Origin of the sequence: Nonlabens spongiae, assembly GCF_002117125.1 — a bacterium.
Classification (GTDB): Bacteria; Bacteroidota; Bacteroidia; order Flavobacteriales; family Flavobacteriaceae; genus Nonlabens; species Nonlabens spongiae.
The window spans coordinates 468,291-489,209 of the sequence record NZ_CP019344.1; the positions used below are offsets into that span (position 1 = coordinate 468,291).

The 20,919-nt window shown below is 40.6% G+C and carries 17 protein-coding genes; 8 read left to right on the forward strand and 9 right to left on the reverse strand.

Translation table 11 applies throughout. The features are described 5' to 3' along the window. Positions 1-4: 4 nt before the first annotated feature. Both BST97_RS02205 and BST97_RS02210 read right to left on the reverse strand, forming a co-directional pair. A complete protein-coding gene (locus tag BST97_RS02205) occupies positions 5-376 on the reverse strand; it encodes an endonuclease domain-containing protein (protein ID WP_085765705.1) in 372 nt (123 codons plus the stop codon). A 428-nt stretch (positions 377-804) separates the two neighbouring features. After that, on the reverse strand, positions 805-1,176 hold the full coding sequence (locus BST97_RS02210; RefSeq protein WP_085765706.1) for an endonuclease domain-containing protein: 372 nt from the start codon (positions 1,174-1,176) through the stop codon (positions 805-807). A gap of 331 nt (positions 1,177-1,507) precedes the next feature. Between BST97_RS02210 and BST97_RS02215 the strand changes: the two genes are divergently transcribed. From BST97_RS02215 to BST97_RS02225, 3 genes are all read left to right on the forward strand, one after another. Continuing rightward, on the forward strand, positions 1,508-1,894 hold the full coding sequence (locus tag BST97_RS02215) for a pyrophosphohydrolase domain-containing protein (RefSeq protein ID WP_085765707.1): 387 nt from the start codon (positions 1,508-1,510) through the stop codon (positions 1,892-1,894). Positions 1,895-1,969: 75 nt separating this feature from the next. Next, positions 1,970-2,713 carry a YebC/PmpR family DNA-binding transcriptional regulator gene (locus tag BST97_RS02220; protein WP_085765708.1) on the forward strand — a complete coding sequence of 248 codons (744 nt, stop codon included), beginning with the start codon at positions 1,970-1,972 and terminating at the stop codon, positions 2,711-2,713. A 226-nt stretch (positions 2,714-2,939) separates the two neighbouring features. After that, positions 2,940-3,317 carry a LysM peptidoglycan-binding domain-containing protein gene (locus BST97_RS02225; RefSeq protein ID WP_085765709.1) on the forward strand — a complete coding sequence of 126 codons (378 nt, stop codon included), beginning with the start codon at positions 2,940-2,942 and terminating at the stop codon, positions 3,315-3,317. A gap of 52 nt (positions 3,318-3,369) precedes the next feature. On the opposite strand, the gene BST97_RS02230 is transcribed toward BST97_RS02225, so the two are convergent. Then, positions 3,370-3,951, reverse strand: a complete 582-nt coding sequence (locus tag BST97_RS02230; protein ID WP_085765710.1) for an acyl carrier protein phosphodiesterase — start codon at positions 3,949-3,951, stop codon at positions 3,370-3,372. A 60-nt stretch (positions 3,952-4,011) separates the two neighbouring features. Here BST97_RS02230 and glmM point away from each other — a divergent pair, with 60 nt between their 5' ends. Next, positions 4,012-5,406 carry a phosphoglucosamine mutase gene (glmM, locus tag BST97_RS02235; RefSeq protein WP_085765711.1) on the forward strand — a complete coding sequence of 465 codons (1,395 nt, stop codon included), beginning with the start codon at positions 4,012-4,014 and terminating at the stop codon, positions 5,404-5,406. Between the two features lie 25 nt (positions 5,407-5,431). Here the strand turns inward: glmM and BST97_RS02240 are convergent, their stop codons facing one another. Together BST97_RS02240 and BST97_RS02245 are read right to left on the reverse strand one after the other, a co-directional pair. Continuing rightward, a complete protein-coding gene (locus tag BST97_RS02240; RefSeq protein ID WP_085765712.1) occupies positions 5,432-6,373 on the reverse strand; it encodes a lysophospholipid acyltransferase family protein in 942 nt (313 codons plus the stop codon). 4 nt (positions 6,374-6,377) lie between these two features. After that, positions 6,378-7,307: a lysophospholipid acyltransferase family protein gene (locus BST97_RS02245; RefSeq protein ID WP_245833632.1), complete on the reverse strand. Its 930-nt coding sequence runs from the start codon at positions 7,305-7,307 to the stop codon at positions 6,378-6,380. A gap of 40 nt (positions 7,308-7,347) precedes the next feature. Between BST97_RS02245 and BST97_RS02250 the strand changes: the two genes are divergently transcribed. Continuing rightward, on the forward strand, positions 7,348-7,983 hold the full coding sequence (locus BST97_RS02250) for a rhomboid family intramembrane serine protease (protein WP_085765713.1): 636 nt from the start codon (positions 7,348-7,350) through the stop codon (positions 7,981-7,983). A gap of 65 nt (positions 7,984-8,048) precedes the next feature. Here the strand turns inward: BST97_RS02250 and BST97_RS02255 are convergent, their stop codons facing one another. Beyond that, positions 8,049-9,188 carry a TlpA disulfide reductase family protein gene (locus BST97_RS02255; protein WP_085765714.1) on the reverse strand — a complete coding sequence of 380 codons (1,140 nt, stop codon included), beginning with the start codon at positions 9,186-9,188 and terminating at the stop codon, positions 8,049-8,051. A gap of 113 nt (positions 9,189-9,301) precedes the next feature. On the opposite strand from BST97_RS02255, the gene BST97_RS02260 reads away from it, so the two are divergent. Further along, on the forward strand, positions 9,302-11,701 hold the full coding sequence (locus tag BST97_RS02260) for a GAF domain-containing protein (RefSeq protein WP_085765715.1): 2,400 nt from the start codon (positions 9,302-9,304) through the stop codon (positions 11,699-11,701). Between the two features lie 56 nt (positions 11,702-11,757). Here BST97_RS02260 and BST97_RS02265 read toward each other — a convergent pair whose 3' ends face one another. Further along, entirely contained in the window at positions 11,758-12,993 is a 1,236-nt protein-coding gene (locus tag BST97_RS02265) for a Pycsar system effector family protein (protein WP_085765716.1), read from the reverse strand. Positions 12,994-13,035: 42 nt separating this feature from the next. On the opposite strand from BST97_RS02265, the gene BST97_RS02270 reads away from it, so the two are divergent. Together BST97_RS02270 and BST97_RS15690 are read left to right on the forward strand one after the other, a co-directional pair. Beyond that, positions 13,036-16,749, forward strand: a complete 3,714-nt coding sequence (locus BST97_RS02270; protein ID WP_085765717.1) for a metallophosphoesterase — start codon at positions 13,036-13,038, stop codon at positions 16,747-16,749. Between the two features lie 6 nt (positions 16,750-16,755). Continuing rightward, a complete protein-coding gene (locus tag BST97_RS15690) occupies positions 16,756-16,923 on the forward strand; it encodes a hypothetical protein (protein WP_157111388.1) in 168 nt (55 codons plus the stop codon). A 732-nt stretch (positions 16,924-17,655) separates the two neighbouring features. Here the strand turns inward: BST97_RS15690 and BST97_RS02275 are convergent. Together BST97_RS02275 and BST97_RS02280 are read right to left on the reverse strand one after the other, a co-directional pair. Further along, on the reverse strand, positions 17,656-19,689 hold the full coding sequence (locus BST97_RS02275) for an endonuclease (RefSeq protein WP_085768126.1): 2,034 nt from the start codon (positions 19,687-19,689) through the stop codon (positions 17,656-17,658). 5 nt (positions 19,690-19,694) lie between these two features. Continuing rightward, positions 19,695-20,906 carry an RsmB/NOP family class I SAM-dependent RNA methyltransferase gene (locus BST97_RS02280; RefSeq protein ID WP_085765718.1) on the reverse strand — a complete coding sequence of 404 codons (1,212 nt, stop codon included), beginning with the start codon at positions 20,904-20,906 and terminating at the stop codon, positions 19,695-19,697. Positions 20,907-20,919: the final 13 nt, after the last annotated feature.

The following is a 20,919-nucleotide window of genomic DNA, read 5'->3' on the forward strand; positions in this document are numbered from 1 at the left end:
AAGACTATTCCAAAAGCTCATCCTTTACCTCCTTGATCCAGCCGATAATGCTATCAAGGTTTTCAAATGCCATTTTGTTTTCAAATCTCAAGACTTTGAAGCCCAACTTTTCTAGTTTTTCATCTCTCTTAGCATCTTTATCTATTTGCTCTGGATGGTGGTGATAATCGCCATCAAGTTCAATGATGAGTTTTATTGAGGCACAATAAAAATCCACGATGTAATTATCTATAGAATGCTGTCGTTGAAATCTTAGTCCAAAAGCTTGTTTATTTTTCAAATGAGTCCAAAGGTAACGTTCTGCTGGAGTAGCATTTTTTCGCAGTTCACGTCTGTGATTTTTGAGAATCGATTTACTGTGTATTTTTTTTGACATTGTTTAAAAGTAGCTGAAATTCAACGCGTTGTCAAACCCTTTTTGCCCGAGATCAAGCTTTTTGGCATTACTTGCACATTCCTCTCGCTCCGCTCGTCGGATGTGAAGTCTGAAGGGAAAAGCTCTCACTCATGCATTAATTCTGGGTAATTGACGGAAAAGCTTCTCCCTTCGTGGAAGGGAGACCAGTCGGCGACGAGCCAATGAAGTTGGTGAGCGATCAGAGGGTTTTACGGTTGTATTTCCAGCACCTCGACCGGTCAAACCCTTTTCGCTTGGCGGCAAGCCGCCAAACATCTTTCCCTTTAGCTAAAGGGAAAAGCTGCTCTCATGAGAAAAGCTTCTCCCTTCGTGGAAGGGAGACCGGTCGGCGACGAGCCAACGAAGTTGGCAAGCGACCAGAGGGTTTTGCGGCCGCTTTGGAAAAATTATTCCATACACTCATCCTTTACCTGCTTGATCCACCCCAAGATGCTATCAAGGTTTTTAAATGCCATTTTGTTTTCAAATCTCAAGACTTTGAAGCCCAACTTTTCTAGTTTTTCATCTCTCTTAGCATCTTTATCTATTTGCTCTGGATGGAGGTGATAATCGCCATCAAGTTCAATGATTAGCTTTATCGAGGCACAATAAAAATCCACGATGTAATTATCTATAGAATGCTGTCGTTGAAACCTTAGTCCATAAACTTGCTTATTTTTCAAATGAGTCCACAGATAACGCTCGGCTGGAGTAGCATTTTTTCGCAGTTCACGTCTGTGATTTTTGAGAATCGATTTACTGTGTATTTTTTTTGACATTGCTTAAAAGTAGCTGAAATTCACCGCGCTGTCAAACCCTTTTTGCCCGAAAGCTCGCTTTCGGACATTTTAGCACATTCCTCTCGCTCCGCTCGTCGGATGTGAGGTCTAAAGGGAAAAGCTCTCACTCATGGATCAACTGTGGGTAATTGATGGACGAGCCTCTCCCTTCATGGAAGAGAGACCGGTCGGCACGCAAAAAAAGCTCCCTCTCCTTTGGAGAGGGATGGGGTGAGGCCTTCACGCTAAAGTATCCAGAGGGTTTTACGGTTGTATTGCAAGTGCCTCTATTAATCTTCTATTCCCTATTTTGCAAAAAACTCAAACACCCATGAAAAAACAGATCGACGCTGTAGCGCTATTCCATAAATCATTTAAGCTTAACACACAATCCAGTCCTACTGTTGCTATTCCTGATGAACGCAAGAAGTTGCGATTTGAACTGATGAAGGAGGAAAATGAGGAATATTTTGAAGCAGCAATGAATAACGATACGATCGAGGTAGCAGATGCCTTGGGAGACATGATGTACATACTCTGCGGTACGATCATAGAACATGGTATGCAGGGCATCATTGAAGAGGTTTTTGATGAAATACAACGGTCTAATATGTCTAAACTGGGAGTTGATGGTCAACCTATCTATCGTGAAGATGGCAAAGTCTTAAAAGGTCCTAATTACTTTAAACCTGATTTTTCTAAAATTCTCAATAAATAATCACTCACAAAGTTTGCACCTGTTTGCATGAGCTGGACAACGATTTTATATTTGAATTCTTAAACAAGAGAACCTATGGGAAGAGCCTTTGAATTTCGCAAGGCGCGTAAGATGAAACGATGGAGTGCCATGTCTAAGGCATTTACGAGAATAGGTAAGGACATAGTCATTGCCGTGAAAGAGGGTGGGCCTGATCCAGATTCAAATGCACGACTTAGAGCCGTGATCCAAAATGCTAAATCGGTGAACATGCCTAAGGCAAACGTGGAGCGCGCGATCAAAAAGGCGACTGATAAAGATACCGCAAACTACGAGACCGTGCTTTTTGAAGGTTATGCACCGCACGGTATCGCCGTTCTGGTTGAGACCTCGACTGACAATAATAACCGTACCGTCGCAAACGTGCGCAGTTATTTCAATAAGTGCGATGGTAGCCTAGGAGTTTCTGGCTCGGTGGAGTTTATGTTTGACCATAAATGCCATTTCCGCATTGCGGCTGGAGATCATGATCTGGAAGAACTGGAGCTGGAACTAATCGATCACGGTGCAGAGGAGCTGTTCCTGGACGAGCGCGATGAAGATGATGACAACTCCGTAGACGGGATCATGATCTATGCAGAATTCCCGAATTACGGGAGCATGCAGAAGGCATTAGAAGATTTGGGAGCAGAGATTTTGAGCTCTGATTTTGAGTACATTCCCACCGTTCAGAAAGAGCTGACCGCAGAACAACGTGAAGATGTCGATAAGCTCTTGGAAAAGCTGGATGAAGATGACGATGTCAATAACGTCTACACCACCATGAAGGACGAGGAGTAGATCAGTGGGCAGTTGCGGTTTACAGTGAGCAGATTTTAAGCTAGGATGTGTTGATTTTACTCCTGTGATTTTGATTCATCTTTTGAATACTGGTTGATGAGTCACGCTTTCGCGAAAGCGTACCTTAAATCCTTCTATTTTAATATTTCATACAACTTTCACATAGTCAGATTGTGAGAAAGCGCGGATAATTCTATCTTTTCACCTTAATCAAAAAACGATAACAATGGTAAAAGAGAAATACGACAGCGTCTTGAAACTGGGCGAGAAACTAAACGTTCAAGACGGCGACGTGCAAGTAAAGGGCGATAAACTGGAAGTGCGCGGAACGACGAAGACCCAATACGAGAAAAACCTACTGTGGGATGAAATTAAAAGGGTAGGTGGTGAGAACCCGCAAGACATCATGGCTGATATTAAGGTTGCCGATGAGTCTGTATATGCCTATCATACCGTGAAAAGTGGCGAGTCACTTAGTCTGATCGCAAAACATTATTATGGCGATCCCATGAAATACAAGCAGATTTTTGCAGCGAATACCGATATTTTAAAGAATCCAGATCTAATTCACCCGGGACAGGAATTGAAGATTCCTAACGAGTGAGTGATTAAATATTTAATTCAAAGCCAGCAAGATTATTTTTTTTGCTGGCTTTTTATTTTGGGAAAATCTCATCCACATAATCCATGAGCTCTTGCATAAATTCTTGAAAATGCTCTTCCAATTGCTGATAATAAATAACTAGGTCTATGGGAGCAAAGTCCATCTTGCTTTTTCCTCGTGTGCGGTTATTCATCTGGTAAAAAATACGGCTTATACCTTCAATAGTCGCATAATTGCTTAACCAGTCTTGCTCAACCATGTAGGGAAGAAAATTTTGAACCTTTTTAGGTAACAACTCATGGTTGCTTTCTAAAAGATTGTAAAAATTACCGGCAAAAGTTTCTAACGGAACTTGATGATAGTGTTTCCAATTGGCCGCAAGAAAATGGTCGTAATAAATATCTACGATCACGCCACTCCAGTGACCGTATTCTTTTCTGATTAGATCTTTACTTGATCTAACGATCTGATGCTGATCTGTATAGGTATCTATGTAGCGGTGCAGCATAATACCTTTTGCCACACGATCAGGATATTTGCTAAAATCCTTGCCTCTAACAGAATCGGCTATAAAGTTACCGATGGTGATAAAATCATCACCTTTAGATAGAAAAACATGAGCTAAGAAATTCATGAAATATGGTGGAGTAGTGGCATAGCCTTATTTTTGTCTCAAATGTAACCAATAACTATCATGACGCTTATAAAATCTATTTCAGGAATACGTGGAACCATAGGAGGAGAACCTGGAGATAACCTAACACCTCTTGACGCGGTAAAGTTTGCCAGTGCCTACGCAAAATGGCTTAAGAATGCGAGTGGTAAAATCAATCCTGTAGTCGTGATAGGGCGTGATGCGCGGTTAAGTGGAAGCATGATTCAGTCGCTGGTTCAGAATACCTTGGTGGGAATGGGTTGCGATATTATAGATCTCGGCTTGAGCACAACGCCTACCGTAGAAATCGCAGTACCTAAAGAGAATGCAGACGGTGGAATCATCTTAACAGCAAGCCACAATCCCAAGCAATGGAATGCCCTGAAATTATTGAACAACAAAGGAGAATTCCTAGATGGTGTAGAAGGACAAAAGATCCTGGATACCGCTGAGGCAGAAGACTTTGATTATGTAGAAGTAGATGATTTGGGCAAAGTGACTAAAATTGATGATTACATTCAAAAGCATATCAGCGATGTGCTCGCAATGCCTATTACAGATAATGAAAGCATCAAGAACGCTGGATTCAAAGTGGTCGTGGACGGTGTGAATTCTACCGGAGGCATCGCGATACCACAACTTTGTAGAGAGCTAGGCGTTGAAGTTGTTGAGCTTTACTGCGATCCTACTGGACATTTTCCACATAATCCAGAACCCTTAAAAGAACACCTAACCGATTTGTCAGATGCTGTAAAAAAGCACAAGGCCGACTTCGGTATTACGGTGGATCCCGATGTAGACCGACTAGCCTTCATGGATGAAAATGGAGAGATGTTTGGGGAGGAATACACGCTGGTTGCCTGTGCTGACTATATTCTGGGACTCAAGAAAGGAAATACGGTAAGCAATTTATCTTCTTCCCGCGCTTTACGTGATGTGACTGAAAAGCATGGCGGTGAATATCATGCCGCGGCGGTAGGTGAGGTGAATGTCGTTCAAAAAATGAAAGACGTCAATGCCGTTATAGGTGGAGAAGGTAACGGAGGAATTATTTACCCAGATTCTCATTACGGTCGTGATGCGCTGGTGGGAGTAGCGATGTTTTTATCCTTGCTTTCGCGAAAGCGTATAAAAGTAAGTGAGCTTAGAGCAAGTTATCCGGCTTATTTTATGAGTAAGAATAAGGTGCAACTCGTGAAGGGGATGCCGGTAGATGATATCTTGAAAAAGATTGAGGAAAAATACGCTTCTGAAGAGTTGACAACTATCGATGGTGTAAAAATTGACTTCGCTGATGAGTGGGTTCACCTGCGCAAGAGCAATACAGAGCCTATAATTAGAGTATATACAGAGGCAGATTCACAAGAAAAAGCAGATGATTTAGGTGAGCGTTTTGTGGGTGAACTCAATGAGATCGCTGAGCAATTCAAATAAAAATATTGAACCTTCCCAGCGGAGATTAGATATGTTTCTCAAGCTTAGGAGAACTGCCTAATACACCCCAAGTGTTTTCCATAGTGACTTTCCAGCGTTTGTGAGTCCACATATAGCATTCTGGTTGACGTTTGATTTGGTTTTCCAGTAACTCATAAAAGAGATCGATCATTTCCAGCTCCTCTGTTTGCGAAGTATCTGTGGTCATAGGGATGGCTTCCAATTCATAGTAGCCACGACCTGTTTTTTCAATACGTGCAAAAAATAAGGGAAGTTTATACTCACGGCCTATTTCTTCAAAACCGGTAAATGAAGCGGTAGGTCGATTGAAAAAAGAGGTGAAGTGGTGTCTTCTGGATGGTTTGGGCGATTGATCTGCAACGATGCAGATAATTCCAGGTGATTTGACTTGAAGTAATTTTTTTACATAGTCCCTGAATTTTTTCATCGGGATCATGCGGCTCCCCAGTCTACGTCTCGAGTTTCTCAAGAACCAGTCTAGGGTTCTGTTTTTGAGGGGCTTGTAAAGTGAGTGTAAGTTGCTCTCCAAAATCTCATTTCCAATCATACACCAATCAAAGTTTGCTTGATGTCCGGTAAGAGCTATGACAGGACGGTCGAGTTTGTGGTAGGACTCAATCTGCTCTAGGTTTAAGAATTTGTATCTTCTTAATATTTCCTTTTTACTGATGGAAACTGTTTTTAGAGTCTCGAAGAGATTATCGCAAAAATGCCGGTAACTTTCTCGGGCGGTGTTTTTGATCCAATCCTCGCTCTTGCCAGGGAAGGCAATTTTAAGGTTAGCGTAAACAACCTCTCGCCTGTATTTAAACTTATAAAATAGTAAATGAGAGATGCCATCGCTCATAAAATACAGAACCTTGAATGGCAATAGTGATATAAGATAAACCACGGGAATAATTAAAACTCCCAGTAGTTCTAGAAATGGTCTTAAAACTACCTTCATCACTTCAAGGCGATTCTATCGTAGGAGAGAAGTCTGCCGTGGCATATTTTTCAGCTGGTATGGTGCGCCACCTTTTGTGGGACCAGAGGTAATAGGCGGGTTGCTTTCTGATTTGATCTTCTAGCAGATTAAAAAATTTATCGGTAATGAACCAGTCTTCAGTTGAAGCGCCGCTATCTGTGACCAATTCATATCGAGAGGTGTAGTAGCCTCGTTTAATCTTGGTGACTCTTAGAAATACAACGACCCCATCGTATTTCTTCCCAAAACGTTCTCCACCCCTGAAAACGGCAGTAGGGCGATTAAAGAATTTTGTGAAATCACTGGATCTGCCACGTTTAGGAGCTTGATCAGCGACCAAAGCAAAAAATACATTTCCCTTTTTTGATTGACTACGCATTTTTGTACTGGCTTGTTTCATAGGGATCAACTGCGCATTAAATTTTTCTCTTATGCGGCGTATCAATCCATCAAATTTTTTGTTTCTAAGCGGTTTGTAAACTCCAAAAACATTGAAATCCATTTGCTTAGTTAGAGCCATAGTCCACTCATAACTCGCCTGGTGACCGTACATACAAATGATAGGTTTACTTGATCCAGCGTATTGATTAACTAAATCTACATTTTCACAGGTAAATCGTTTGAGCATTTGTTTCTCGCTCATTCCCATAGACTTGATCATTTCTATAAACATGTCGCAAAAATGTTTCATATTTTGCCTGTGTAGCTTTTTGATCTGCTCTTCGTTAAGTTCTGGAAATGCGATTTTTAAATTACCTCTGATGACATCTTTACGGTAGTTGATGACGTAATAGACTATAAAATATACAAAGTCACTGATCCAGTAGACTACTGTAAATGGAAGTCGAGAGATCACCCAGAGCAAAGGGTAGGATGTATAATAAAGAATGGCTTCCAAGCTGTTTTTGAGCAAAGATACTATCTTGTATGTTTGTCAAAAATTTATCCAAAGAATGTTGAATCTAGACATTGCGACCATCGTTATCATAGCTTCAAACTGTGTGGTCAGCTTTAAGGGTTTTAGCGACTTGCTATTCAAATCTAAATATTTGTTTAATATAGCTGCCATCCAGCGAGGAGAACAATATCGATTCATAACAAGTGGCTTTCTCCATGCAGATGAGCGCCATTTATTGTTCAACATGATCACACTTTTCTTTTTTGCAGGAACGGTGGTTGATAGGTTAGGCAGTTTGAGTATGGTGATCATCTATTTAGTAAGCCTCATAGGAGGGAACTTGTTGAGTTACGTCTTCCATAAAGATGAATATCACTACAGTGCTCTCGGAGCCAGTGGAGCTGTATCCGGTATTATCTATGCTGCAATTTTATTGGATCCCAGCATGCGTATTTATTTTGGGATACCGGGATATATTTTTGGGATAGGCTACCTTATTTATTCCATTTATGGGATGAAAGTGAAAAGGGATAATATAGGTCACGACGCGCACTTTGGCGGTGCCATGACGGGTTTTGCCGTGACATTGTTCTACGATTTTGACATCGTTTATCAACAGCCTTTAATCGTAGGCGCCATGCTTATTCCCATTATCGCACTGTTTGTGCTTATGAAAACTGGTAGAATTTAGAGGGAAGCTTTTTGGGTTTACGCTTTCGCGAAAGCGTAATTATCACAAATCTCATTGCTATCAAATTACATAGCTCCTTGAGACTGACCTTCTCCTAATAGGTCTTCCAATCGATTATGAAGCGCCTGACCTCGCAGGTTTTTATCAATGATTACTCCATTTTCATCCAACAAGAATGTTGCTGGGATGGCATTTACGTTATATAATTTTGCCAAAGGTCCAAAATACTGCAATCTAGAAATGTGGTTCCAGGTCATTTTATCGTCTTCTATCGCTTTTATCCACGATTCTCTTCCCGTTTTCTGATCTAGGGAAACACTTAGGATATTGAACCCTTTATCGTGATACTTCTCATAAGCTGCAACCACGTTAGGATTTTCTGCTCTACAAGGCTTGCACCAGCTCGCCCAAAAATCGATAAGGGTCACTTTCCCCATTATCTCTTCAAGTTTTATGACCTCACCATCAGGATTATGACCTTCAAATAAAGGTGCTTTTTGACCTACTGCAACAGACTCGATTCTTTTAAGGTAGGCATCTATTTGCTGGCTCATGGGCAGGTTTTGCACATTTTTTTCCAGTTTGTTATATTGTTCACGCGCAATCTTTTCATCATAAACCTTCATGTTGATGAGCTCTCCTAGAGTCATTGTGCCTACCAGATTAATTTCATTCTTGCGTTGAAGTTTCTCAAGGATTTGCTTATAATTATTGAGGCCTTTCTGGTAGTCTGCATTATATTGATTGAACGCATCTCTGTCTTGATCTTGCATGGCTTGATTGCGCTTAGAGGACAGATCTTTAACAAATGCCTGGAAATTTGTTTTCTCAGTTTGATACTCAGTCATGGCATCATTAATGGGTCCACCCTTAACCGTACTGTTTGCAATACTGTCTTTGTCTACACTGATCTCAACACCCTCAGGAGAGGTTATGAATAAGAGATTAGAGTCGATACCATCTATCTTGAGCACTCTCAACTCAGGAGATTCCAGATTTTCCTTGATGTCAAATACAAATTTTTCATCCATGATAATACTGGTATCTATGGCAGTAAGTTGACCACGCTCATCCATAACGTTGTAATAAGCCCTTATACCATTGAGAACTCCTGGAGCAGTACCAGATACAGCATACTTTTCTTCTTGTTTTGAATTACATGATATGAATAACAAAACGGTAAGACAGGATAAGAGGTAACGCATATTTATATTTTTTTGCAAAAGTAAATGATAGCCTGCTGAATGCCTAGGGTTAAATAATTCTAAAACCTCAATAGATTTGCCCTCTTGCGCTGCAGGAAAAATTATCTTTGATTATGGTCCAGACTATTTCAAACGCTATGATGGATATGACTTTAAGCCTCAAACTGGTAGTGGAAAACTACCGCCATAGGCTAGAAGAAGAATCCAGTAATTTTAAAAAACTGTATCTATCATCCCTGCTCAGGTTTGCCGACCAAAATGAAGAGCTGGTAAATGGTTTCCATCCAGATGAGCTAGAGTATCACAAGGAAGCCATTAGTGTACTCTTATCTGAGCTGTTTCCCAGAGCTCTCACTTTAAATGAGATAAAAGCAGCTACGGTTCCTTTTACAGATATTCTTTTCAACAAGACCGAAAGGTTCAACAATATCTTGCAGGATGCTGGTGAAGACTTCAGGCTTGAACTAATGGATCAAAGGTTTTTTGACACCTTTAGAATGGCTTGTGGTGTCATACTCAACCGTTTGTATGATCGTCAGATCGATTTTAGTAGCCCTATCTTCTGTAATATACCCGATAAAAATGGTATGAATCGTACCTATAGGGTTACCTACAATGCAGATTTTGTAAGAGTCAATTTAAACGAAGGCTACAAAAAGCTATCAGTTAAAAAAATAAACGAGTTGCTGCGCAATCCAGATGATGAAGATCTATGGAAAAACACGTTTGCAAAGGGGGCGTACTCTTTTGAGGGATTTGGTATTTTATCCTTGACTGATGTGACCATGGATCGCGCCATATCAGACCTTAAGACCATCTTGCTCGGGAATACAGATGGGGAGTTTTCCAAAACCCTCGATATCCAGCGTATTTTCAGAAATATGTTTAATTTGGATTTTCTACGTGTGGGCTTTACCGCTTTTGATAGTTATGATGGCAATTTTGAATCCATGTTTCATGAATCTGCAGATAGCTTTATTCTGGGAGAGTCCGTAGAAAAAAGATGTGACGATGTGCTTTGCCACCATAGTTATTCTACTTTAATAGAAGAGAAAAAACCTCTGGTCATTACAGATGTTGAAAACTACGCAAAACAATTAAATAATAAGCATCTAACAAATCAACTTGCTAACCAGAAGGCTAAAAGTGCCATCCTTTATCCCATTGTAGATCATAATACCCTAATAGGTGTACTTGAGGTAATCAGTCGTCAAAAATTTGCTCTTAATTCGTTTAACGTTAGGAAGATAGATAGTGTCGCTCAATACATTACGGCAGCACTCATACGCACTGAGCAAGAATACCAGAATAGGGTTAAAGCCCTCATCCAGACTGAATGTACCTCGATCCATTCAAGCGTACAGTGGAAATTTGCAAGAGAGGCCAGGCGCATTCTTAAAATTAGAACACGCACGGGAAGGTTTGAACCTTTTAAGGATATTAGATTTCCTGATGTTCACCCGCTGTATGGTCAGATTGACATTGTAGGCAGCAGTGATGCGCGCAATGAATCTATTAAACAGGATCTGGTAGATCAGTTGAGCTATGTTTGTGAGATTTTCGCTTCCGCGAAAGCGATAGAACCACTACCCATCTACGACCAGATTTCCTACCGCGTTTTTGAATATCAGAAAGAACTGGCTGATGGTCAGATCAATGCAGATTCAGAACGTGAAATCATCAAACTTCTTACGGAAGAAATCAATCCAGTTGTAAAACACTTGGAAAATCTCTCTAGTGAGCTGAAGGAGATGGTGCAGCATTATAAACAGAAAATCGATCCTACAAGTGGGGTTATCTACAGCTCAAGAACTATCTACGATGATACAGTCCAAGAAATCAATGAATCGCTCTCAAATTTTATAGATAGAAAACAGCTTGAGGCTCAAGAAATATGTCCGCACTATTTCGAGCGTTTCAAGACTGATGGTGTAGAGCACAATATTTATGTGGGAGCGAGTATTGCTCCTAAAGTAGATTTCAACGTGGTCTACTTATACAATTTAAGATTGTGGCAGCTTAAGACAATGATCGAGATGGAGAACAAGTTTTACTCTCTTCAAAAAGATCGTAAAAACCTCATTCAGGCAGCTTCCATGATCCTCGTATTTGACAATACGCTGAGCATCAGATATAGAATTGATGAGAAGCGATTTGATGTAGATGGTACTTATAATGCTCGTTACGAAGTCATCAAAAAACGCATCGATAAAGCTCATATCAAAGGAACCGATGAACGCGTTACCCAGAAGGGGAAAATTGCAATCGTCTATACAAACAAAGAAACAGAGCGTGAGTATCAAAGATATATCAGCTTCTTGCAACATAATAAGATGATCAGCAACGAGGTGGAATCTCTCGAGCTTGAAGATGTTCAAGGAGTCATAGGTCTCAAGGCACTTCGCGTGAAAGTACTTTATCACATCACTGACCATCATGAAGATTATGATGGTGACGCAATTACTTATGATACAATGATTGATCAACTCAACATTCCAGAATTAAACCAGTAGAGCCCACTGGTTTAACCTCTGGAATTTTGAAAAGAATTTGAGATTAGAGTTGGAATTTAGCTTTTTACTCCAGTCGGGTTTGTTTCGATGGTGGTACTAATAACATTTTCAATACTGGAATAGTCAAGAGTTGCAAAGGCTATTACAAAAGCAATTACAGAGCTTACAATACCTATCATGAAGATGGTGTAGGTCCAGCGCAACAGACTATACTTACGATTGAGTACTACTCCCAGGAGCCATAAATCCTTTATAAGAGACTCATAAACCTCTTCTTTATCTTCAAGAAGGTTCATTACAGCTCTTTCATATCTTTTGAAAGGGACTTTATGAAAGTTTCCAAAAAACAGCAGATTTACCTCTCGCTTTTGAACCTGTTCATCTGTGAATTCACCGCTGGTCACATTAGGTCGCGTACTCATGATGGATAGAATGATGCTGGCTACTGAAAATAATATCAAAATTAACGTAGGCCATAGTAAGTGGCGATTGCTTACTTGTTCCAATTTAGGAATCAAGTTAGCTAAGGCAAGAGATATAATGATTGCATTTACTGAAAGCAAGATGTTTGCTTTTGTGTCTGCGATATCACTGAGTTTAATGTGGTTCCTTAAAGTAGTCCTGAACAGGGTTTGGATCGCACGTTCCGGACTTTGATTTTTAAGGTCAACTTTGATTTTCTCTTTACTGATCCTCTTCTTCTTTTTTTGCTTTTTCTTGATCAGGGAAAGAAGGTTTTCATTCTTAAGAGGGTTCCAGTTCTTTATGGCATATTCACTGTAGTAGCGATGCTTCTCTGTGAAAACGGTGATGTTTTCATCTCTCCATTCTTTATTAGTGTATTCTTTGCCACGTAACGCATATTCTTTTTTAAGCAGCTGGCTGGTCTCTTTATAATAATCCTTGGCAAAATGGGAAGCATCAGCATCGCGTATGATTTCTTCAAGTTTACCTTGAGGAGTATCCTTAAACTTTGTCGCCATGATCAGTTTTTTGACCTGATCTATGATCCCTTGATCAACATTATTATCATGTAGAAATTGCTCCGCAATCTTACAACTTTCTTCTTCATGATTATCCTCATCTACCGTATAGCCAGTGTCATGCAGCCATGCGGCAAGTAATAGCGCCTGTTCCTCTTTAACACTTATTTCTGTATTGTCGATGATTTCCTGAGTACTTTTAACCACACGTTTTGTATGCGTGTAGTTATGGTATACAAATTTTTCATCGAGCTTGTCTTTGAAAAGATCAAGCACAAAGGAATCGGCCTTATTTATGAGGTCTGACATGTAAGCAAATTTGAAAGTAAAATTAAAGGTCTTTTACCTAGTATGAATAAATATAACATTCTTTTATTATCTGCGTTTTTATTCCTATACAGCTGCGCTAGTTTCAAACCACAATATAAAGAAGAAAAACAAGTAAATTTTCCTACTGGGCAACCCATAGATCGCACGTTCTATCTTATAGGGGATGTAGGTCTTTCACCCATGGGAGGTAAAAGCGACGGCTTACTCGCTCTTGAAAATTACATCAAAGATCAAAATACAGAAAATGATCATCTGATCTTCTTGGGAGATAATATCTATCCCATAGGTTTGCCTGATGAAAATGATGAGTTCCGTCCCGTTGCAGAAAATCATCTTGACGCGCAAATTGAGGTTGCCAAAGGCTTTAAGGGTACTACGATCTTCATTCCAGGGAATCACGACTGGTATCATGAGGGCATCGAAAATGTCGAGCGTGAGAAAGATTATATTGAGAAAGCTCTAGATAATGATCAAATTTGGGAACCTCGCGTAGGTTGTCCCTTAGAAACCAAGGAATTATCTGACTCTGTTCACTTGATACTCATCGATAGTCAGTGGTATCTGGAACAATGGGATAAGCACCCTACTATTAACGATGATTGTGATCAAATCAGGACGCGTGAGCAATTCTTCCTAGAATTAGAGGGTGAATTCAAGAAAAATCAAGATAAAACCATCGTTTTTGCTTTGCACCATCCATTGTACACAAATGGTGTTCATGGTGGGCAGTATGCCGCAATTAAGCACTTGTATCCATCGCAGTCTGACCTACCGCTTCCTATTTTGGGATCGCTGGCATCACTCATACGTACCAGTGGTGGAGTGAGTGCACAAGACAAGCAAAACAAGCGGTATCAAGAAATGGTGGACCGCATTACCACACTTGCCCGCGCTTCAAAAGCGCCTCGTATCATTTTTGCAAGTGGTCACGAGCACACCCTGCAATACATTGAAAATGATGGAATAAGACAGATCGTTTCAGGAAGTGGCTCTAAAGAAAGCTATGCAACTCTTAGTAATGATGGACTTTTTAGTTATGGAGGTAAGGGATTTGCCCGCCTAGACATCATGAAAGATGGGGGCTCGTGGGTGCGTTATTACGGGTATGAAAACGGTAAGGAAAAACTCTTGTTCACACATAAGGCTATTGAAACTCCTGAGACATTTGACTTGGAGAAGCTGCCTGTGGAATATCCCGCTTTCGCGAAAGCGAGCATATACGACCAGGAACGCGTAGATAAAACTGAACTCTATGAATCAGTGTGGGGAACAAAATACAGGGAGTTGTATGGAACCAAGATCAACGCAAAGGTCGGGATTCTCGACTCTATCAAAGGAGGTTTGCGAGTGGACCGAGCAGGAGGAGGCCACCAGACTAGATCTCTTAGACTCGTAGATAAGGATGGCAAGGAATACAACTTAAGAGCATTAAAAAAGAGCGCCGTTCAATTTTTGCAAACTGTTGTTTTTAAAGAGAATGATGTCACTGCCAGCTTTGAGGATACGGCTACAGAAGATCTCTTGTTTGACTTTTATACTGCGGCCCACCCATATGCAGCACTAACGGTGGGTAAGCTGAGCGACGCAGTAGATATCTACCATACAAATCCAGAAATCTACTATGTGCCAAAACAACCCGCACTAGGCGACTATAACAAGGAGTATGGAGATGAACTCTTTATGCTGGTAGAGCGACCTGAAGAGAATCATAAAGATTTAGAGTCCTTTGGGAAACCAGATGATATAGAAAGTACGGCAGATGTTTTTGAAAGATTGAGACGAGATGAGAAATATAAAATTGACGAGCCCGCCTTTGTAAGAGCTCGCGTTTTTGACATGTTGCTGGGAGATTGGGACCGTCATCAAGACCAGTGGCGCTGGGGAGAGTACGAGCTTGAGGACGGTACTCATTTATTCAAGCCTATACCTAGAGATCGTGATCAAGTATTTTCCAATTTTGATGGAGCAGTTTTTGGGGCTTTGCGCACAATGGTAGGACTTACTAAACAATTTGCTACCTATAATGATGAGTTAGACAACGTCAAGTGGTTCAATAGTGCTGCGAGTTACTTAGACCGCAGTCTTGCTCAGAACTCTGATCGTGAGGTCTGGATGGCTCAGGCAGAATTTATTCAACAAAATCTCACAGATCAGGTAATAGAAGAAGCTTTTAAAGATCTTCCGGCTGAAATCTACACTCACCCTTCAACAGCTAGGATCAAGAAGAGCATGAAAATAAGAAGGGATAATATTGTTGAGGTCACAGAACGATATTATAATTATCTCTCAGACCTAGCGGTTTTAAGGGCAACTGACAAGGATGACTTCATTATCGTCGATCGTATAGATGATAACCGGACTAAAATATCAATCTATAGAAATAAGGATGGGGAAATGGCAGATCTAGTTGCAGAACGTACGTATCTCGCTGATGAAACTAATGAGGTATGGGTTTACGCACTAGATGATGATGACATCATAAGAGATCAAGGAAACGGTAAGTCAACCATTAAAGTACGGATTATAGGCGGCCAGAATAATGATATATATGATCTTGAAAATGGTGATGGCATCTCCATCTACGATCACAAAAGCAAAGAAAATACTTTTGTCAATAAGGGTGGTGCGCGTATACGATTAACAGATAGTTATAATACCAATCTCTACAACCCTAAAAAAGATATCAAGTCATTTAATGTCCTAGCTCCGGCTATAGGATTTAATCCAGACGATGGCTTTAAAATAGGGATTCAAAATATTTTTACGGTGCAGGGTTTTAATAGAAATCCTAATACGAGAACGCATAAGATTACGGGAGGGTATTATTTTGCCACTCAGGGCTATGATATTGAGTATGAAGGAATTTTTTCAGGTGTGTTTAATGATTTCAATCTCTTGGTAAAAGGACGTTTCGCTGGACCCACATTTGCCGAAAACTTTTTTGGTTTTGGAAACGAGACTGAATTTGATCGTGATCGGGATTTTGATTATAATCGAGTGCGGATCAGTGAGATCTCGGGAGGTTTAGGAATTCTTTACCGTGGTGAATACGGCTCAAACTTGAGAGCAGATCTTGAGGTTCAAGGATTTGAAGTAGAAAATAACAGCAACCGGTTTATAACTGATTTAGTAGATCCCGATAGTAATCCAAACTTCTATGAGCGCAAATGGTTTGCAGATGTAAGTGGTAATTATAACTATGAAAGCTACGATAACCCGCTCAATCCTACACGAGGTATGTTGTTTGACCTCACTACAGGTGCGACGATAAATACTGATGATACTGATAGAATATTTGGTTACATTAAGCCTAAGTTAGGATTCCACAATGCTTTGAATACAAACAGAGATCTAGTTTTAAAAACCCTTGTTCAAGGTACGTTTAATCTAGGAGATGATTATGAATTTTATCAAGGTGCGCAAATAGGCCAAGATACTGGATTAAGAGGTTATAGAAATGAGCGTTTTACAGGAGACAGTGCTCTTGCTGGAAGTGCAGATGTAAGATATAGTTTCAAAAAGTTTAAAACGGGTTTAATTCCGCTTCAAATGGGAGTATTTGCAGGTGGGGATGTAGGTCGCGTCTGGTATGATAATGAGAGCAGTGATCGCTGGTACAATGATTACGGCTTAGGTTTTTGGGTCAACAGCGCGGAAGCCATAGGAGCAACATTCAATTTATTTAATGGATCTGACGGCCTTCGTTTCAGCTTCCAAGTCGGATTTAATTTCTAGAGAATTATGTTATTAAAAAACACAGGAGTTCAATTAATGATATTGGGTTGTCTAATCGTTGTAGTAGGAGCGGTGTTAAGACTGCTAGAAATTACTGGTGCAATAGGATTATTGATTCTAGGGGGAATCGTGGAAGTAGCTGGGCTTTTTATGTACGTATTGCGAAAGAAGTAAAGTCAAAAAGATGATCACTTTCAAATATTTTTGACAGGCTAAAATCATGAAAATACCTCGTACCACTATTAAATTAATAGGTTACAGTATTCTCGTTTTTGTGCTATTTCATTCATAAGCTTAATCAGTTATTTAGCTTCTCCGATAAATAAAACAATTGGCTACTCAAAAATTAAAATTGGATATCCTTTTACGTTTTTTGAAGAGCTAATTTTCAACCGTGATTATACACATTACGTTTGGCAGCTTGATCATCTATTTTACGACCTGGTAGTTGTAATGATTGTTGTGATTTCAATCACTTTGATAACTAAAAGATTTTTTAGCCGACAAGAGTAATCCCTAGTCATATAAAGATCAAAATAAGAATGAGAATCACAGCAGCAATTGCGGCAAAGATGACAACGGTCTTCAGCAACTCCATTTTTCCGTTCCCTCTGAACTTTCTTCTAAAATCAGCTTTAACCTTCTCTAGTTCGCTTTCAGACAATTTTTGAAATTCGTATTCTGGAATAGCATTAGAACTTTTATAAGCTGAGGCATTTCGCTCTACGCGAGCTTGCCGCTTTTGATTGCGTTCTATTTTTCGCGCAAGCGTCGCCTTAAAATGTGATAGACTGCCGTCGGGCCTATCTCTAGTTTAGAATGCTAAGCCTTTTCAAATAATATGACTTGAGATAGCATCAACTAAAAGTACACAGAATTTGGTCAATGTCAGCTATGAGCAGCGTTTTACCTCAAAACCAACTTCAAACTAGAGCGATTACCATCCTTTTCAACGGTCAGAATGTAAATTCCAGCTTGCTCTAATTGTATAGAATCTTGAGTCTGATCAAAGCTGATAGATCTACCAGAAAGATCAAAAACATTTAACTCAATCTCTTCTAGATCAGTTTCAAAGTAGAAAATACCATCTTTTGATGGATTGGGATAAACTTTGAACGATTCAGCAATCAATTGATCTTCACTGGCCGTCGTAACAGTATGCTGTCCTAAATCCGTATAATTACTTTGACCAAAACTATTCCAGTCTCTGGTCAAATTGAAGTCTAGGTTAGGAACAACCGCATCCGGTTTGCGAACTAAAACCACATCTTTAGCAAAGTCAGTGCTTCCGGAGTTGAAAACTCCCACGATATCAATCAGGTTCCCATTTCTAAATAGACCTACAGGATCGTTACCGTTGAAATCCAGCGCATTTCCATTACCGATCAAACGATCTGCCTCGTCAAGGATCGCCTGATCAGCGTTTCCTCTGGCAAGAACATAAACTTCTCCGTTGTCAAGTGTTCCGGACAAGCTGATTGTGCCGGACCATGTACTGCCACCATTGGCATTACGCTCGATACTGTAACCACTTAAATTGACTTGACTTCCTGTGAAATTGGCGATTTCAATCGCTTTATTGGATCCTGATCCTTCTATGTATTCACTGATGAATAATTCAGACACCGTTCCAGTACTTCCACCACATACGTTTGAGATGGTAGGATCATCGGGTAGATTGTCGTTATTAGAATCTACATCCTGAAAATTATCGGGATCATCACTAGCGATGCTCAGTCCACCGGTATTTTCATTAGCACTGAAATCTGCGGTAACTTGTAATTGATTGATAACATCGCACGCTCCATTAGGATCCACATCTTGCGTTATAAGAACGACCTGTAGATTCCCGAATGGATTATTGATCACCTGGCCCGGCGCGATGGATGCGATGGGTGAAACCGTGTTTGCAAAATTCCCTCTACTAGCAGTAACTGTTACGTTATACAGAGTCGTGTTCCCTAAATTTTCAATGGTATAATCGTAATTGATCTCGTCTCCTGCATCGTAACCATTGCTGTTCACATCATTATAGGAGTCGGTTAAAGTGGCAAAGATGCTACCGCTGGGAGCTTGGGAAGAATTCCAGATCATGTCCACAAACTGCGGATTATCAATGTATGGATTTGCATTGTTTTGGAAGTTGTATATATCATTATTACGATCGATCTCACGCTGGCTCACTGGGTCTTGGGCATGCCATGAAAGTAAAAGATCGATGTACCACTGCTCGTAATATTGATCTTGTGATCCATCTCTGGGATCATTTGTCGCGTTAGGACTATCCCAACGATTATCATTGAATCGATCTTCATATCGTGTTGCGAAATACAACAACATACGCGCAATATCTCCTTTAAATTCGTCTATGGGTTCAAAAACATCGCCAGTGTAACCTGGTGTTGCAGAGGGACCTTTGCGACTTCCATTTTGATAAGTGCGAATTCCCGAACCTGAAAGATCAACTTCTCCAAAAGGAAGATTACTACGTCCTCCATTTACGAATCCATCAGTAGGGATGACGTGGTGTGCATCGCTGCGCATGGGCTCCAATTGATTAAAAAAGCCTTGAGGAAAGATGTGCTCTCTGTTCCAGCAATCGCCTTCACCGCTATAATTTCCACAACGATCGTTAGTGTTCGTTGCTGAAAATGTATAAGGATCAGCACCGTTGGGATTTTCTGAGTAGAGGTCTAGAATAGTAGTGGTCTGCTGACCGTTGTCATAATAGGCATCGTTATCAGAAATCGCATATAAATCCCTTAGATCATCATAACTCTGCGCATTATAGTTGGCAGAGATGATATTGGCCAATTCACTTTTCAATGCGTAACCGGTAAGTCCAGCTGCCGAATCATAATAATTGGACGGCACCTGAGCCCAACTTTGAGCTGTGAAGACAGATACAGTTATAAGGGTGATATAAAATTTATTCATCATAATCATCAATCTTTTTTAATCAGTCGCGCCATGTAAAATCCGTCAAAACCTTCTCGGTGCGCGTACATATTTTGCGATTCCTGCAGTTCAAAACCTGCACCAGCCTCACTGCTCAAGAATTGTTCCACCTGTTTTTCATTTTCTGAAGGCAAAATAGAGCAAGTAGCATAAACTAGGGTGCCGTCTTTTTTGACCACGCGGCTATAGGATTGCAAAATTTCTTGTTGGGTGGTTTTAATTTCTTCTATGAATTCTGGGGTCAGCTTCCACTTAGCATCTGGGTTACGTCTCAAAACGCCCAAACCACTACAAGGTGCATCGATCAGTAGGGCATCCATTTTCCCTGCGAGTTTCTTGATGGCTTTTGTAGAGTCGATCAATCGAGTCTCGATGTTGTGCGCACCGGCACGTTTTGCACGGCGTTTGAGCTCTTTCAACTTGCTAGGGTAGATGTCCATAGCGATGATCTGGCCTTTATTTTCCATCATCGCGGCAAGGTGCAAAGATTTGCCACCTGCTCCCGCACATGAATCCAGAACACGCATTCCAGGCTCAGGATTCAGGTAAGGTGCGATCTTTTGGGAGCCGGCATCCTGTACTTCAAACAAACCATCAGAAAAAGCATCGGTTTTAAAGACGTTTGCGCGCTCGTTTAAAATCAACGCATCAGGAAAATCATCGTGCGTGGTTGTGGAATGCCCTTCAGCAATCAGTTTTTCCTTTAAAGTTTTAAGATCGGACTTCAAGGTATTTACCCTAAGAACGACCGGAGCCTGATTGTTAAGTGCCGCAATTTCTTTTGCCCAGAGATCGCCCAGTTCCTTTTGACCCAATTCGTTCAACCAGTCTGGAATCGATTCTTTATAAACCAATTGGCTAGAAAGCTCATCAAACTTGCCTTTGATACGGCGCACAGGCGTGTTGTAATATTCTTCCCAAGCGGGTAGGGCATGACCACGCAAAACGATCCACACGGCGGTAAGTCGCCACAAATCACGAGAATTGTAAACCGTTCCAGCGCCCACAATTTCTGTGTAAAGACGCTTGTAGCGTACGATGTCATAAGTCGTCTCGGCAATGAAACCACGGTCACGAGAACCCCAGCGGGTATCGCGTTTCAGAATACGTTGTATGGCTTGATCGGCATATTTACCTTCATTAAAAATCTGGTGAAGCGCATCTACCGTCGCCTGCAGTAAGTTATGATGAAATCTCATTTTGCAAAAATAA

Excerpts from the sequence above, each read along its gene's own strand:
- BST97_RS02205 (WP_085765705.1), bottom strand. The coding sequence starts at position 376 with ATGTCAAAAAAAATACACAGTAAATCGATTCTCAAAAATCACAGACGT.
- BST97_RS02210 (WP_085765706.1), bottom strand. The coding sequence starts at position 1,176 with ATGTCAAAAAAAATACACAGTAAATCGATTCTCAAAAATCACAGACGT.
- BST97_RS02215 (WP_085765707.1), top strand. The coding sequence starts at position 1,508 with ATGAAAAAACAGATCGACGCTGTAGCGCTATTCCATAAATCATTTAAG.
- BST97_RS02220 (WP_085765708.1), top strand. The coding sequence starts at position 1,970 with ATGGGAAGAGCCTTTGAATTTCGCAAGGCGCGTAAGATGAAACGATGG.
- BST97_RS02225 (WP_085765709.1), top strand. The coding sequence starts at position 2,940 with ATGGTAAAAGAGAAATACGACAGCGTCTTGAAACTGGGCGAGAAACTA.
- BST97_RS02230 (WP_085765710.1), bottom strand. The coding sequence starts at position 3,951 with ATGAATTTCTTAGCTCATGTTTTTCTATCTAAAGGTGATGATTTTATC.
- glmM (WP_085765711.1), top strand. The coding sequence starts at position 4,012 with ATGACGCTTATAAAATCTATTTCAGGAATACGTGGAACCATAGGAGGA.
- BST97_RS02240 (WP_085765712.1), bottom strand. The coding sequence starts at position 6,373 with ATGAAGGTAGTTTTAAGACCATTTCTAGAACTACTGGGAGTTTTAATT.
- BST97_RS02250 (WP_085765713.1), top strand. The coding sequence starts at position 7,348 with ATGTTGAATCTAGACATTGCGACCATCGTTATCATAGCTTCAAACTGT.
- BST97_RS02255 (WP_085765714.1), bottom strand. The coding sequence starts at position 9,188 with ATGCGTTACCTCTTATCCTGTCTTACCGTTTTGTTATTCATATCATGT.
- BST97_RS02260 (WP_085765715.1), top strand. The coding sequence starts at position 9,302 with ATGGTCCAGACTATTTCAAACGCTATGATGGATATGACTTTAAGCCTC.
- BST97_RS02265 (WP_085765716.1), bottom strand. The coding sequence starts at position 12,993 with ATGTCAGACCTCATAAATAAGGCCGATTCCTTTGTGCTTGATCTTTTC.
- BST97_RS02270 (WP_085765717.1), top strand. The coding sequence starts at position 13,036 with ATGAATAAATATAACATTCTTTTATTATCTGCGTTTTTATTCCTATAC.
- BST97_RS15690 (WP_157111388.1), top strand. The coding sequence starts at position 16,756 with ATGTTATTAAAAAACACAGGAGTTCAATTAATGATATTGGGTTGTCTA.
- BST97_RS02275 (WP_085768126.1), bottom strand. The coding sequence starts at position 19,689 with ATGATGAATAAATTTTATATCACCCTTATAACTGTATCTGTCTTCACA.
- BST97_RS02280 (WP_085765718.1), bottom strand. The coding sequence starts at position 20,906 with ATGAGATTTCATCATAACTTACTGCAGGCGACGGTAGATGCGCTTCAC.